Raw genomic sequence first — 13420 nt, 5'->3', positions numbered from 1 at the left:
TGGCTTTCGGTTAGGGTTGTTTTTGCTGCAGAGGCAGGCCGCGGTTAGTGGCTGCCAGTGCGGACCACGCTTGTTGCTGTTATTATGAGTTTGTTGCGCGTATCCGGGGTTAATTTGCAGGAGCGGGAGCGGTACGCCGTGCACAATATCAGCTTCACACAGCAGCCGTTTCAGAAAGTAGCCATTGCCGCCGAAACCGGGGCCGGGAAGAGTACCCTGCTGCAAATTATTGCGGGCTAGTGCAGCCCACGGCCGGGGAGGTATGGCTGGAGGACGCGCGCGTGAAAGGCCCGGCCGAACAGCTGATGCCCGGTCACCCAGGTATTGCGTACCTGTCGCAGCAGTTTGAGCTACCTAAGTTTCTGCGCGTGGAGCAGGTGCTGCGCTACGCCAATAAGCTGCCCGAAGCGGCGGCCCAGCGCCTCTACGAGGTTTGCCGCATCAACCACCTTGCCCTGCGGCGCACCGACCAGCTTTCCGGCGGGGAGCGGCAGCGCATTGCCCTGGCCCGTCTGCTGCTTTCCTCGCCCAAGCTGCTGCTCCTGGACGAACCCTTCTCCAACCTCGACATGGGCCACAAGCGCCTACTGAAAGCCGTAATTCAGGACCTCGGCGACCAGCTTGGCATTACCTGCACGCTCATCTCCCATGATCCGCTGGATACCCTGTCCTGGGCCGATGAAATTCTGGTGCTGCAGGAGGGGCGCTTGGTGCAGCAAGGGCCGCCGGCGCGGGTGTACCAGCAGCCTGCCTCAGAGTACGTAGCCGGCCTGTTTGGGGGCTACAACCTGCTTACGGGCGCGGCGGCAAAGGCCCTGCTTGCTGCCTCCGGCCAGTCCCTAGCGGCGGGCCAGCGTCTGCTGATTCGTCCGGAGGCTCTTGCAGTAGCAGAGGCCGGACCAATTGGGGTAGCGGGCCGCGTTACGGCCGTCCGGTTTTTCGGGAGCTACTCCGAGCTAGATGTTCGGTTGGGCAAGTCCGTGGTTACCAGCAGAGTTACGGAAAACCGCTTTGGACCGGGCCAGCTGGTGCACGTTAGGCTGGCTGCCGAAGGAGGCTGGGTGCTACCTGCCAGCAGCTAGGCAAGCTCAGCAGCACTAGCAAGCGGCCGTTGCAACGGGGCATTTCACTACTCAAACCAGTGCACCAGGAAGCTGGTGCCTTCATTTACCTTGCTGGTTACGGCTAGGTGGCCACCCCGGCTGTCCACGATCCGCTGCACTAGGTATAAGCCCACGCCCGCTCCCGATATGCGCGGATGTTGGCGCTCAAAGTTGTGAAACGCCGGGGTCGGCTCGGTCTGCAGGTTCATGCCTAGGCCGTTGTCTTGCACAAGCAGTTGGGGCTGGCCAGTTTCCGACAGCTCACTGCGCACCACGATGTGCGGGGCACGCTCAGGGTGCGCAAACTTCAGGGCGTTGCTGATCAGGTTATGGAGCACGGAGCGCAGATTAGCGCGCCCGTAGGTAAGGGTAGGCGCCTGGCTCATCTGCAGTTCCACTACCGCCTCTGATTCCTCTACCTGAGCGCGCAGGCCCAGCAGCACCTCTTCGGCTACGCTGCGCAAGTCCAGCGTTTCGGTGGGGGCGGCTAATTCGCGCTGGTTCTGAACCGTGGCGGCCAAATCCTGCAGGGTGCCTTCAAATTGGCTCAGGGCCTCGTCCACCATCTGAATTAGAACTTCCTGCTCGGGGTCGGAGAAGGTAGCCACGCGGTGCAGCTCGTCAAAGAGGCCGCGCAGGTTAAACAGGGGCTGCTTGAGGTCGTGGGAAGCCGTGTACACAAAGGTGTCCAGGTCGCGGTTGGTGCGGGCCAGCTCGTCGTACTGGGTTTGCAGTACCTCGCGCAGGCGGTGCTGGTCATCTACGTCGGTGCAGGCGCCAAACCAGCGCGGGCCGCGGGTATCAGTCAGTTGCCGGGCCCGGATGATGTGCCAGCGGTACTGCCCGTCGTGGCGGCGCATTTGGTAAAGGCCCTCGTAGTTTTCACCCGTGCCCACGCACTGCACCCAGCGGCGAGCGGCGGCGGCTTGCTCGCGGGGTTCCAGCAAGGATATCCAGCCAGTAGGGCCCAAGTCTTGGGTCGAGCGACCCGTGTACTCCGCCGTGTGCTGGTTGTAGTAATCGATAAAACCTTCGGCAGTAGCCGTCCAGATAAGCTGAGGAATACTATCGGCCAGAAATTGCAGCTCTGCCTCGCCCCGGCGCAAGGCTTCGGCCAGCTCGCGCTGGTCGTGTACCTCCGTAACGGCGCCGTGCCAGAACACGGGCTTATCGGGGGCGTGCAACTCCGGCAGGGCGCGGCTCAGCATCCAGCGGTACTGCCCGTCGTGGCGGCGCAGGCGGTACTCGTAGTTCCAGCCTACCCCATTAGCCCGGGCAGTATCCGACTGGTAAAGCACGCGCAGTCGGTCGTCGGGATGAATGAGCAGGGGCCAAATGGCGTTGACATCGGCCGTGGGGGGCTGGCCGGTGAAGTAATACCACTGCGGGCTTACGTACTCATATGCCCCAGCGGCATCGGTGGTAAAGGTAATTTGGGGGGCCGTTTCGGTGAGCACGCGCAGGCGGGCATCGAGGCGGCGGGTTTCCAGGGCCAGCTCATGGGCGTGCTGCCGGGCTTCCTCCTGGGCCGTCACATCCACGGCAAACAGCAGCAGCCCTAACGTTTGGTCGTTTTCATCGTGCAGGGGCTCCAGGGCCAGGTCGAAGTAGCGCGGGGCGCTTTCATCAAAGGCCGCTAGCGGTAAGCGGTAGGCTTTGGCCACGTACGGCCGCCCCGATTGGTACACCTGCTGCATCACCTCCAGTAGGTCCGCCTCCAGGGGGCTCAGGTGCGTTGCCAGGGGTTCACCTTCGGGTGTGTTGCCGCCCAGCAGCGCCTGCATGGCCTCATTCACAAACCCGTAACGCAGCTCCGGCCCGAGCAGGGTAGCAATGCCCGCGGGCATGTGCCGAAGAATGGATTGAAGCTGCTGTTCGCGCATGAGGTGGGGAGAGGCGGCGGAAAGGGCGGGAAGTGGGAAACTACTGGTGGGCTTCCCGGGTGGGTTGGGCTGAGGCCGGGGCAGCGTCGCTCGGGCCGAACACGGCCTGTCGCACGAGGTCCACAATCAGGGCATCGGCAATGGACATGGTTTCGGGCGTGGGCGGCGCGTGGTGGGGCAGGAAAAAGCCTTCCAAAACGTTAAAGCCCGCCTGCTCAATGGGGTGGAAGGCCATGGACCACTCCGCGAAGCTGCGGTTGGCAATGGGCTTATTTACGAGCTGCACTACGTTGGAGTGGCGCCCGTCGCGCGAAATCTTTTCGTACAGCGGCTCAATGATGGCCGGGTCACCTTCAATCAGCTGGGCAATGTGGCCGTGGCTGTAAAACAAAACGCCTGTTACTTCGTGCTGGGCGTTGTCGCGGCGGCACTGCTCCAGCAGGGCCTTCAAATCGTCGTCGGAGAGGGGCGGACTGCCCGGCTCATGTATACAAGGTGGTTCATGGAAGCAAACAGTAAAACTCGCCGCGGCCACTGCTACCGGCAGACACGTATGGGGAGGGGAAAGAGAAGTTCAGGGCAGAAAAGGGGACAAGATACGAGCAGATTGGGAACGAGCCGAACAAGGCCCCGGCAGAACAGAAACTGCGTGATTAGTAAGCTCAACTGTAGCGTTGCCTTCCCGAAGCTCGTGCATAACCGGGCCGGCTGGTAGCGCGTAGGTTTACCCCGGTGCAGGTAGGGGACGAGGGGCGCAATGCCGGCTTGCCCGGGTCTGTGCCATTAACCGGGGCGAATGCCGCCCTCTTACCACGCAAGCTGATGAAAGCAAGCCAAGCCGCTGGCTGGGGAATTCTGGCTGGTGCGGCCGGGGTAGCCGCCATGACCATAGCCGAAAAAATAGAGCAGCGCTTCACCCGCCGGCCCGACTCCTACGTGCCGGCCCACACCCTGGAGCGCCTGCTGGGCCTGCCGCACCGGCCCGATGCGCAACGCCTGGGCCTAAACTGGACCATGCACTGGGGCCAGGGCATTTTGCTGGGTGCGGTGCGGGGCCTGCTGGCCGCCCGGGGCATCCGGGGCCGGTGGGCTCCTTCCTGTTTCTGAATCTGCGCCTGCTCAACGACCAAACCCTGGAAAACGCTACCGGCGTGGGCGCCCTGCCCTGGACCTGGCCCCGCGACGAGCAGGTTATCGACTTGGTGCACAAGAGCATTTATGCCTTTGTGGCCGGGGCCCTAGCCGACCGGCTGGTGCCTGGCCCGCCGCGCCCGGCCGTTCCGCGGGCCGGCTGGACGGTAGGGCAACCAGCTTAAGCGCCTCTTGGCTAACCCCGCCCGGCACCCGGCCTACCCCATCCGGCGCGAAAACGTGTTGAGCTTCGGCAAAGAAGCCGATGTTCAGCGTATGTACCATCTAGCGGCCCACAATGGGCTGTTGTTCTAAGAAGTACCCATGACCAGGCTTGCCAGTGTGCTATTAGTTGATGACGATGCAACTACTAATTTTCTGAATGAACTCCTGCTCCGAAAACTTAATGTGGCGGATAAACTTCTGGTGGCCCTCAACGGCCAGGAAGCCCTGGAACTGCTGCACCACCACTGCCAGAGCGCTACCCCCACCTGCCCGGTCCTGATTTTCCTGGACATCAACATGCCCGTCATGGATGGCTTTGAGTTTCTGAATGCCTACCAGCAGCTGGCTTGGATGCAGCAGCGCCACGTTATCATTGTGCTACTCACTACCTCCATGCACTCCCGCGATGTGGCCCAGGCCGAGCGCTTGCCCGTAGCCGACTACGTCAGCAAGCCGCTAAACCAGGAGAAAGTCACGTCCATCCTGCGGCAGCACTTTCCCCTGGCCAGCCCGGAGGCGTAACTCAGGCTATGTGGCTAGTAAGCTCCCGAGCCCGTCCTAGTGCTGAGTGGAAGGCGTTTCACTTGCTGACTACTTGACCACTGATTACTAGTGCAACATCAGCACGCCAGATGCTTCGCTACGCTCTGCATGACGGGCTTGCTTCAAAGCAAAGGACTTTGGCGCCCACCTAGCTTGAGGCGGCTAGATATTTCCGGCTAGGTGCTGCGAATAGTTGTTTGCCTACATCCTTTCTTTCACTATATCTTTTCATCATGGCTCAATCTTCCACCTCTGGCGCCGACTCTGGCTGGGTAGCTCCCGGCGGCCTTTCTCCAATTCCTAAAGAAGAACTCTTCCGCGTGCTGGACGAGGAAAACATCCAGGAGCAGGACCTGCCGAAAAAGACCAAGCACCTGGCCGACAAAATCCGGGACATCTACGAAAAATCGTCGGGCTACATACTGCAACCCGCCGATATGGAGGCATTTCAGGCCCTAGTGGGCCGCGAAGCCGCTGAGTGGCTGTCCCGACGCCCACACATGTAGGCTCTAGTTACTCCTAGCTTACATAGCAACGGCCGCTCCAGAGTTGGGGCGGCCGTTGCTGTGTGAGGCCGGACTAGCTGGTACTGGATGGCTGACTTACCGGCCGCGTTGCTACAATAGTATCAGGCTGCTAGGAAAGCAGCGCGGCTTCAGACCTAACCCGCATTTGCAGTGTACATAAGGAGCTGCGGCGACTTCGGCCGTATTGTCTATCCTTGCTGTTACAAAGGATGCAGCGCCTACCAACTATCGGCAGCTTGCTCCTTATCTTATCCCATCTACTATTATCGATTATGAAGAAGACTATAGCCTGTCAGTTGCTGGTCATAAGTGTTGTATGGCTTACGAGCTGCCACAGTGAAAGAGCCACGTTCTATTTTTCCTCCCGACCTGTAGCCCTAGCCGTACCATCAGCCGTTACCCCAGCACCATCTGTTCAAGCTCAACCGCTGCCACTTCCGCCGGCGCCTCAGGCGTTGCCTTCTCAGTCGTATAAGCAGGCAGCTACCCACACACCTAAACGACTGGCGGTTGTTACTCAGGTAGCTGCCGCTCCGTTGACTGCCGTACAGAAGCTGGTGCCGCGCCCCAGCACCCTGCAGCACGCCAGCAAGCGGCCCTACGCGCCGAAAGAGGGCGGGGCCAAGGCAGTCGGGGCCATCCTGAAAATGCTTTCGGTGGTAGCCCTGTTGCTAGGAGCAGGCCTAGTTGTCGCCGGGCTTGCAACCAGTAGCGTGGGGGTTGGCGGTATCATACTTGGCGCTATCCTATTCGTTGCCGGACTAGTTGTCCTGATAGATGTATCAAAGTATTGATGCCACTTTACACTCTACCCCAGGTGTACCCCAGCATTTTGGCGGCCTCCCACACAACCCCAATACCATTGTCGGCACCTGGAAAACTCTCTGGCGCGTGTTGCAGCCAGGCAAGCATATCCCACCAGCAAAACCAAAGTAGAATGGGCTGAAGCCATTGCCCCGAGCCTTACCTTCGCTCAAAACCGGCCAATGATTACGCTAGCCCCCTGCAACCGGAACACGTAACGCACTTCTACCGCTGGATTGCCGACCCTGAAGTCATCGAGTATTCTCTATCGGCGTTCCAGACCATGACCACGGCGGCCCAAATTGACGCCTGGTTTGCCCGCACCCTCCGCGACGACAGCAGCCTCAACCGGGGCATCTTCACCACCGATACCCAGGAGCTGATTGGCTATGCGGGCATCTCGGGCATTTCTCGGCTCAACCAGTCGGGCGAGTACTTCATCTTCATCGGGGAGAAAGCTCACTGGGGCCGGGGCGTGGGCACCGAAGCCACAAAGCAAGTGCTGGCCCTGGGCTTTACCGAGCTCCACCTCAACCGCATTATGCTCACTGTCTCGGAGCCCAACGTAGGCGGCGTAAAAGCCTACGCCAAAGCTGGCTTCAAACTGGAAGGCCGCCTGCGCGAAGCCTGCCTGCGCAACGGCCAGTTCCATGATAAGCTCATCATGTCGGTGCTGAAAGCCGAGTGGTAGCCGCCTGCCTCTAGGCTACCTCAACAGCATAATTGGGGCTATAACGCTGGGCCCTTCAGGCCGATCGAGGCGGAAGTTTTCGAAAGTGTCGACGGATAGGGTAGGGGGTGTTTATGCGTCTTAGCCATATGCCACGGTTGATTCCCCACTTTGGAAGCTAATAGAAATAGATTACAAAATAGGAAGTGAGTAAACATATATATTTTATTGCAGATGTGCTTCTGTAATGTTTGAACGCATGTAAGGATTAATGAACTTCGTATGCAAGTTTTGTTACTTCTAAATATATAACTCCTATCCAATTGCATATAATGTCATTTACATTTTTATAAAAAAGGTCTACTTCCATTATGTCGTTAGAATCAAAGTTGTTGTTGTAGCCACCCGTTAGAAGATGAAAATACCTGTTTCTTAAATCGTAAATAAGGCTAGTTAGTCCTCTTCTAGTAATGATGATTTCTGAGTAGTTGGTAGACCCTGATATAGGAATACTTTTTGAATTGTTGTCGCAAAGTTTTTTTATTGCCTTAAAATATTGCTCTTGTAAATCTTGGTTAGGAGCTGTTATAGGGATGTTAAGGCTAATGTCTAATAGCGCCGCATTATCCTTGAATAAATGTCCGTTAACAAATTGCTTAAAAAAATTTAATTCTGAATCAACCTTGTGAAAATAGTCTTTTAAATTGTTAAAAGTTTTTTCATAGCTTGTGGCTCTAGATGAATAAACTAGAGGAAAGCTGTATGATATAAGTTCAATTATTCTGTAAAGGTGCAAAAATGCTGTAGCATGAGAGTCTTTTTGTTTTTGATAAATGTAGTTGGATAGCTCTAGTAATATCGATTTGTAAAACTTTTTATTTCCAAATGTTATGCTTTTTGAATAGTAGTCATGCATGCTGTCTAGGTCTATGCCCTCTGCTGAAAGAAAGTTTATTATGGATTTTCTTGATAAACTTTGCCATTGGCTAAAATCCTGTGAACAGTAATTTGTATTTTGTCTAATAGTTAGACCGTTTAGATTGTTCTTGACTTTTATTGTACCTAACATTAATCTTAATAAGATCAATTCCTCATTACTCTGATTAAGGTTCAGAAAGTTGTACTTGGATGGCCTTTCAGATCTTATAGATTCTTCAAAAGAAAATTGAACGAATTTAGCCATTATTAATCAACTTGAGACAAAGTGTCCACGAGGTTTAAAACATCAAAATTCTTCAAATTGCTATAATTAGCAATGTAATAGCTGACCAAATTTCTTCTAATTCGGCCTACTTTGATTTTTGAGAAATTAAAATTACTAAATGCTTCTTCAAATAATAGAATAGAATCTTTAAAATTATCTGTGGTAAGAAAATTCATTTCATTGAAAGATTTTCTTATACCTACACAAAATCCGATTAAATTATTCACATTTTTGAACCATCTGAATATTTCTTCTTCTTTGGTTATAAAATTTATATATGAAACAATGTGACTGAACTCCATATTATCATCAGTTATATCAGATGTTAATATTTTTTCGGCAATTAGTTGATCAAGCTTGTCTTCTATTATTTTTTGATTTTCTATGTTTGTTGAATTCGCTAGAAAGGCAAGATACCCTTTTATAAAATCTGATTTATTAAATCTTATCCTAATTTTTTGTTGTCTTAGTACTTTTTCGGTTATGATTGGTATTTCAGAATCGGCAAAATCAAAAACATTTGCAGTTAATATCTCTATTTGATGTCTTGCTGACATTGGTTTTTGTCCATTGTTTAATGTTATCATTCTATATAATAAGTTATCCATAGATGAGCAAATGAGAACGTTTATGTATATTTTCCTACTTAGATCAAATTCGGTAGTGTATTTTTTATAAGTTCTTTGTAATGTATTTAATCTCTGAATTCCATCTAAAATAAATCCATCTTTAATATTGCGACTTATATATTCTGATATAATATTTAAATTATCTATGTCAATAATGTTATTATTTATGAATGCAATTGTTATAGGGGGCATGATGCAACCTTTCACCAAGTCTTTTTCAAGCCTTTGATAAAATTTAGCATCTTGAACCTCCCTCTGGATATCAAGTCTATTTATTAAGGGTACTAAGCTAGATATAGCAAAATTGTAATCTGCTTCGGCAGTAACAAATTTGCTTTTGATAACATTATCAAAGTCTAAGGAGCGAACAAGGATCATATTGATTAAAGATCAATGGTTTTCTTGACAAAAAATATCTCGCCAGGCTTTAATGAATGGGCGTAGCGAGGTAAACTTATCACTAATATTTAGAACGATTCATATCTACACTCCTACCTTCTCCTCGCTGCCCAACTCGCTGAGAATGCGCTTGGCGGCTTGCACGCTTTTCACTTCTTCTACGGAGAGGATGAGCTGCTCTTTACGCTCTTTCATGGAAGCGGAGCGGGGGTGGGTTTGCACGTAGCTGAGGATGTTGCCGAAAGTGTCGCTCTGGAAGTAGGGCTCGTTGTTGGTGGCCGGAATAAAGCCTTTGAGCAGGTTCTTCTTCAGCGTGAGCTTCTCGAAGCCGGCCTGGCAGGCCTGCCAGCGCAGGCGCACAATGTCGGCTAGCTGCTCTACCTCGGGGGGAGGGGGCCGAACCGGTCTACCATGCTGGTGAGCACCTTGCGCAGCTCCTCGGCGTTTTTAGCCCGGTCCAGTTTGCTGTACAGCTGCAGGCGCTCGGACACGTTGCTTACGTAGCGGTCCGGAATCAAGACTTGCAGGTCCGTTTCGATGTTGCACTCCTTGGGGGCGCTGGTGCCGGCTGCTTCTTGCAGGCGCTGGGTCGGGTCGCCGAGGAACAGGTCGCGGAACTCGGTTTCCTTGAGCTCCTGCACGGCCTCGTCCAGAATCTGGTGGTAGGTTTCAAAGCCCAGGTCGTTGATAAAGCCCGACTGCTCGCCACCCAGCAGGTTGCCCGCCCCCCGGATGTCCAGGTCGCGCATGGCCACGTTGAAGCCCGCCCCCAGGTCGGAGAATTCCTCCAGGGTACTCAGGCGCTTGCGGGCGTCGCTCGGCAGGCCGGCCACCGGGGGCGTGAGCAGGTAGCAGTAGGCCTTTTTATTGGAGCGGCCCACCCGGCCTCGCATCTGGTGCAGGTCACTGAGGCCGTGCATGTGGGCGCGGTTGATGATGATGGTGTTGGCGTTGGCAATGTCCAGGCCCGACTCAATGAGGGTAGTACTCACCAGCACGTCGAAGTCGCCATCCACGAACTTCATCATGCGCTTTTCCAGCAGGTCGCCCTCCATCTGGCCGTGCACGTAGGTTACGCGGGCGTCGGGCACCAGGCGCAGAATCATGCTGGCCTGCTCCTCAATGTCCTTGATGCGGTTGTGCACATAAAACACCTGCCCGCCCCGCTTCAGCTCGCGGGCAATGGCGTCGCGCACCAGCGTCTCGTCGAAGACGTGCAATTCCGTTTGTACGGGTTGGCGATTGGGTGGGGGGTAGCAATAACCGACAGGTCGCGGGCGCCCATGAGCGAGAAGTGCAGGGTGCGCGGAATGGGCGTGGCCGAGAGGGTCAGTGTGTCCACGTTCACCTTCAGCTCCTTGAGCTTGTCCTTGGTTTTCACCCCGAACTTCTGCTCCTCGTCAATTACCAGCAGGCCCAGGTCCTTGAACTTCACGTCCTTGTTGGTGAGGCGGTGCGTGCCGATAAGAATGTCGGTTTTGCCCTCCGCTACCCGGGCCAGGGTTTCCTTGATTTGTTTGGTGCTCTTGAAGCGGTTCACGTACTCCACCGTCACGGGCAGGTTGCCCAGCCGCTCCCGGAACGTTTTGTAGTGCTGCATGGCCAGGATGGTAGTGGGCACCAAAATAGCCACCTGCTTGCCATCGGCCACGGCCTTGAAGGCGGCTCGAATGGCTACTTCCGTCTTGCCGAAGCCTACGTCGCCGCACACCAGGCGGTCCATGGGATGGGGCACTTCCATGTCGCGCTTCACGTCCTCGGTGGCCTTGGCTTGGTCGGGGGTGTCCTCGTAGATGAAGCTCGATTCCAGCTCGGCCTGCATAAAGGAGTCCATGGCGAAGGCGTGGCCGGGCGCGGTTTTGCGCTTGGCGTACAGCCGAATCAGCTCGGCCGCAATGTCCTTGACCTTCTTCTTGACCGACTTCTTTTTGTTTTCCCACTCCGGTGAGCCCAGCTTACTCATGGTAGGCGGGTTGCCCTCGGCCCCCGAGTACTTGGCAATCTTGTGTAGGGCGTGAATGCTGACGGTCAGCACGTCGTCGTCGCGGTACACCAGCCGGATAGCCTCCTGCACCCGGTCGTTGATTTCTACCTGGGTCAGGCCGGCAAAGCGGGCAATGCCGTAGTCTTGGTGCACCACGTAGTCGCCGGGTACCAGGGTGCGCAGCTCCTTTAGGGTCAGGGCCTTTTTCTTGGAGAACTTGCGGGTTTCCTGGGCCCGGTAGAAGCGCTCAAACAGTTGGTGGTCAGTGTACACCACCAGTTTCAACGTTTCGTCAATGTAGCCTTCGCGCAGGCCCAGCAGCAAGTGCTGAAACTGCACGTTGTTGTCCAGCTCGTCGAAGATGGTACGCAGGCGGTCGGCCTGGCGTACCTGTTCGGCGGCAATGATGTTGGTATAGCCCTTCTGCTGGTTGTCGTGCAGGTTTTTTACCAGGCGGTTGAAGTCCTTGTTGAAGCTGGGCTGGGGCTTGGCGCTGAAGCTGAACTCTTCGGCCCCGGCCTTGAAGTGAAAACGCTTGCCGAACTCCACTACCGGAAAGCCCTCCAGCAGCTTGCGGAACGTCTTGCCCGACTCAAACAAATCTTCCGGCTTGCTGACTACCTGGGTGCCGCCCGAGGCCGCCAGTAACTCCTTGAAGCCCTGCTCGGCCTTGTCGAAATACTCCTCTACCACGTCCAGGGTCTGGCGCACGTCCTTGGCCCAAATGGCGGTGCTGCGCGGAATAAAGTCCAGAAACGACTCCCGCGTTTCCTGGAGCAACTTGGTTTGCACGTTCGGGATAATGCTCACCTGTTGGCGCTTCTCCACCGAGAGCTGGCTTTCCGGGTTAAACGTCCGGATGGTTTCCACCTCATCCCCAAACAGTTCAATGCGGTAGGGTAGCTCGTTGGCGTAGGAAAAGATGTCCACGATGCCGCCACGCACGGCAAACTGCCCGGCCTCGTACACAAAGTCTGAGCGCTCAAAGTCGTACTCGGCCAACATGTCGCTGATAAAGTTCACGTCCAGCTTGTCGCCTACTTTTACCAGGAAGGTATTCGCTACCAGGCTTTTCTTGTTGATAACCTTCTCAAACAGGGCCTCGGGGTAGGTAACGATGAGGGCCCCGGCGGTTTCTTTAGCGCTGGCTTTGGCACGCTTGCCCTTGGGTTTGGCGGTGCCATCTTCGGTAGCTTCGGCCGCGTCGGCGGCATTTTCAGCGTCCTGCTCGGCGGTGGTTTTGGGCCCGCGGTGGGAATTGAGCTTGTTGAGCACCTCGGCCCGCATGAGCACGTTGGCGTTTTCCGTCTCGTCGAAGGAGTAGGGCCGCTTGTAGGAACTCGGAAACAGCAGGGGCTCCTCCTCCGGCACCAGGTGCTGCAAGTCGGCCAGGAAATAGGCGGCCTCGTCCCGGTCGTGCAGGATGAACAGGTGGTGCTGATCCGGGAACTCCTGGTGCAGGGCGGCGGCCAGCACGGCATCCTGGCTTCCTATCAGGCCCTTCAGGTGCAGGCGCGCGGGCGTCTCGGACTTGTCAGTCGTCGGTTTCAGCGAGTTGCGCGTGGCCGGGTTCAGGCGGGCCCCCACCGTCAGCGTGGTCGGGTCCAGGGAGTAGAGCTTGAGAAAATCGGTGACCTTCAAAACGGGTAGCGGCTAGGGGAGGAAGCAAAGGGAGAAGCCCGGCCGAAGGTAACTCCGGTCGGGCACGCGTAGGGCAAAGCACGCACGGCGGGTGCGCAGGGCGTGTTTCTGCCAGCCGAAAGGTAGGCACCAGTGCTTCAGTTTGTGCAGGGCCGAAGCTCAGGGCTAGTCTTCCAACAAAAATGCACGCTACTGAATACCCCTGCTGGCCTCCGAAAGTTTCCGCCACTTTTCTTCGCCAGCCTCGTATCTTCCCAGTTCACGCGCAGAAGTCGCCCCAGCGGGCATAAGGCAATGGTGGACAAGCAGAAGGAGCAGGGAAGCGACGAGTGGGACGATATTCTGAATCATCTGCGGCAGGTGCGTCAGCAGGTACAGGAGCAGGGCCCCCTTCCCGAGCATGAGAAGCAGCAAGTAACCGATGCCTTCCACCGTGGCCTGGCCCTGTTGGAAAACCAAGTGCGCGATGCTCAAGGCGGCTTGCACGGCAGCTCCGGCGGCTGGTAGCAGCTGGCACTTTGGGCAGTTTCTTAGCGGTTGGATTTACAAAGCATCCGGACTGAGTAGGCTGGAGCACTACTGCTCCATGTGCTTATCTGCACCTACTTTCCTCACTGGCCCTCCTGAACCCAGCGCAGGGCCTTTTCATGCGTGAACAAGAGGTTGAGATGCCTGCT

At 55.4% G+C, this 13420-nt stretch carries 16 protein-coding genes and 1 pseudogene; 10 read left to right on the top strand and 7 right to left on the bottom strand.

Annotation, left to right across the window (positions count from 1 at the left end; all coding sequences use genetic code 11):
* Positions 1-84 precede the first annotated feature (84 nt).
* Together MUN84_RS24520 and MUN84_RS24515 are read left to right on the top strand one after the other, a co-directional pair.
* A pseudogene (locus MUN84_RS24520) lies at positions 85-497 on the top strand (ATP-binding cassette domain-containing protein); the annotation flags it as partial.
* A gap of 72 nt (positions 498-569) precedes the next feature.
* Positions 570-1082 carry a TOBE domain-containing protein gene (locus tag MUN84_RS24515; protein WP_410780096.1) on the top strand — a complete coding sequence of 171 codons (513 nt, stop codon included), beginning with the start codon at positions 570-572 and terminating at the stop codon, positions 1080-1082.
* 47 nt (positions 1083-1129) lie between these two features.
* Here MUN84_RS24515 and MUN84_RS09185 read toward each other — a convergent pair whose 3' ends face one another.
* On the bottom strand, positions 1130-2986 hold the full coding sequence (locus tag MUN84_RS09185) for a PAS domain-containing sensor histidine kinase (protein WP_244697672.1): 1857 nt from the start codon (positions 2984-2986) through the stop codon (positions 1130-1132).
* 40 nt (positions 2987-3026) lie between these two features.
* On the bottom strand, positions 3027-3521 hold the full coding sequence (locus MUN84_RS09180; protein WP_262920683.1) for a BLUF domain-containing protein: 495 nt from the start codon (positions 3519-3521) through the stop codon (positions 3027-3029).
* Between the two features lie 287 nt (positions 3522-3808).
* Here MUN84_RS09180 and MUN84_RS09175 point away from each other — a divergent pair, with 287 nt between their 5' ends.
* The 7 genes from MUN84_RS09175 to MUN84_RS09150 all read left to right on the top strand — a co-directional run bounded on the left by MUN84_RS09175 (position 3809) and on the right by MUN84_RS09150 (position 6907).
* Complete coding sequence (locus tag MUN84_RS09175) at positions 3809-4093, top strand: hypothetical protein (protein WP_244697670.1); 285 nt, start codon at positions 3809-3811, stop codon at positions 4091-4093.
* Complete coding sequence (locus MUN84_RS09170) at positions 4072-4302, top strand: hypothetical protein (protein WP_244697666.1); 231 nt, start codon at positions 4072-4074, stop codon at positions 4300-4302. The genes MUN84_RS09175 and MUN84_RS09170 overlap by 22 nt, the downstream gene beginning before the upstream one ends.
* 7 nt (positions 4303-4309) lie before the next feature.
* Positions 4310-4432 carry a hypothetical protein gene (locus tag MUN84_RS22940; RefSeq protein ID WP_262920682.1) on the top strand — a complete coding sequence of 41 codons (123 nt, stop codon included), beginning with the start codon at positions 4310-4312 and terminating at the stop codon, positions 4430-4432.
* 9 nt (positions 4433-4441) lie between these two features.
* Positions 4442-4864: a response regulator gene (locus MUN84_RS09165; RefSeq protein WP_244697665.1), complete on the top strand. Its 423-nt coding sequence runs from the start codon at positions 4442-4444 to the stop codon at positions 4862-4864.
* Between the two features lie 254 nt (positions 4865-5118).
* Positions 5119-5391 (top strand): hypothetical protein, encoded by a 273-nt coding sequence (locus tag MUN84_RS09160; protein ID WP_244697664.1) that lies wholly within the window; start codon positions 5119-5121, stop codon positions 5389-5391.
* Positions 5392-5948: 557 nt separating this feature from the next.
* Entirely contained in the window at positions 5949-6206 is a 258-nt protein-coding gene (locus MUN84_RS09155) for a hypothetical protein (RefSeq protein WP_244697663.1), read from the top strand.
* A gap of 209 nt (positions 6207-6415) precedes the next feature.
* Positions 6416-6907 (top strand): GNAT family N-acetyltransferase, encoded by a 492-nt coding sequence (locus tag MUN84_RS09150; RefSeq protein WP_262920706.1) that lies wholly within the window; start codon positions 6416-6418, stop codon positions 6905-6907.
* A gap of 247 nt (positions 6908-7154) precedes the next feature.
* Here MUN84_RS09150 and MUN84_RS09145 read toward each other — a convergent pair whose 3' ends face one another.
* From MUN84_RS09145 to MUN84_RS09135, 5 genes are all read right to left on the bottom strand, one after another.
* Complete coding sequence (locus tag MUN84_RS09145) at positions 7155-8069, bottom strand: hypothetical protein (protein WP_244697662.1); 915 nt, start codon at positions 8067-8069, stop codon at positions 7155-7157.
* Positions 8070-8071: 2 nt separating this feature from the next.
* Complete coding sequence (locus tag MUN84_RS09140) at positions 8072-9097, bottom strand: hypothetical protein (protein ID WP_244697661.1); 1026 nt, start codon at positions 9095-9097, stop codon at positions 8072-8074.
* A gap of 105 nt (positions 9098-9202) precedes the next feature.
* Complete coding sequence (locus MUN84_RS24510; protein WP_410780083.1) at positions 9203-9478, bottom strand: hypothetical protein; 276 nt, start codon at positions 9476-9478, stop codon at positions 9203-9205.
* Between the two features lie 17 nt (positions 9479-9495).
* Positions 9496-10338 (bottom strand): helicase-related protein, encoded by an 843-nt coding sequence (locus MUN84_RS24505; protein WP_410780082.1) that lies wholly within the window; start codon positions 10336-10338, stop codon positions 9496-9498.
* Positions 10287-12743, bottom strand: a complete 2457-nt coding sequence (locus tag MUN84_RS09135; RefSeq protein WP_410780081.1) for a DEAD/DEAH box helicase — start codon at positions 12741-12743, stop codon at positions 10287-10289. The genes MUN84_RS24505 and MUN84_RS09135 overlap by 52 nt, the downstream gene beginning before the upstream one ends.
* Positions 12744-13037: 294 nt before the next feature.
* Here MUN84_RS09135 and MUN84_RS09130 point away from each other — a divergent pair, with 294 nt between their 5' ends.
* A complete protein-coding gene (locus MUN84_RS09130) occupies positions 13038-13250 on the top strand; it encodes a hypothetical protein (protein ID WP_244697660.1) in 213 nt (70 codons plus the stop codon).
* Positions 13251-13420 lie beyond the last annotated feature (170 nt).

The organism is Hymenobacter sp. 5516J-16 (genome assembly GCF_022919335.1).
Taxonomy (GTDB): Bacteria; Bacteroidota; Bacteroidia; order Cytophagales; family Hymenobacteraceae; genus Hymenobacter; species Hymenobacter sublimis.
The sequence above is the reverse complement of the archived record's forward strand: the minus strand, read 5'-3'. Positions and strand labels throughout refer to the sequence as shown.

Excerpts from the sequence above, each read along its gene's own strand:
- MUN84_RS09160 (WP_244697664.1), top strand. The coding sequence starts at position 5,119 with ATGGCTCAATCTTCCACCTCTGGCGCCGACTCTGGCTGGGTAGCTCCC.
- MUN84_RS09165 (WP_244697665.1), top strand. The coding sequence starts at position 4,442 with ATGACCAGGCTTGCCAGTGTGCTATTAGTTGATGACGATGCAACTACT.
- MUN84_RS09185 (WP_244697672.1), bottom strand. The coding sequence starts at position 2,986 with ATGCGCGAACAGCAGCTTCAATCCATTCTTCGGCACATGCCCGCGGGC.
- MUN84_RS09145 (WP_244697662.1), bottom strand. The coding sequence starts at position 8,069 with ATGGCTAAATTCGTTCAATTTTCTTTTGAAGAATCTATAAGATCTGAA.
- MUN84_RS09130 (WP_244697660.1), top strand. The coding sequence starts at position 13,038 with ATGGTGGACAAGCAGAAGGAGCAGGGAAGCGACGAGTGGGACGATATT.
- MUN84_RS09140 (WP_244697661.1), bottom strand. The coding sequence starts at position 9,097 with ATGATCCTTGTTCGCTCCTTAGACTTTGATAATGTTATCAAAAGCAAA.
- MUN84_RS09175 (WP_244697670.1), top strand. The coding sequence starts at position 3,809 with ATGAAAGCAAGCCAAGCCGCTGGCTGGGGAATTCTGGCTGGTGCGGCC.
- MUN84_RS24515 (WP_410780096.1), top strand. The coding sequence starts at position 570 with ATGGGCCACAAGCGCCTACTGAAAGCCGTAATTCAGGACCTCGGCGAC.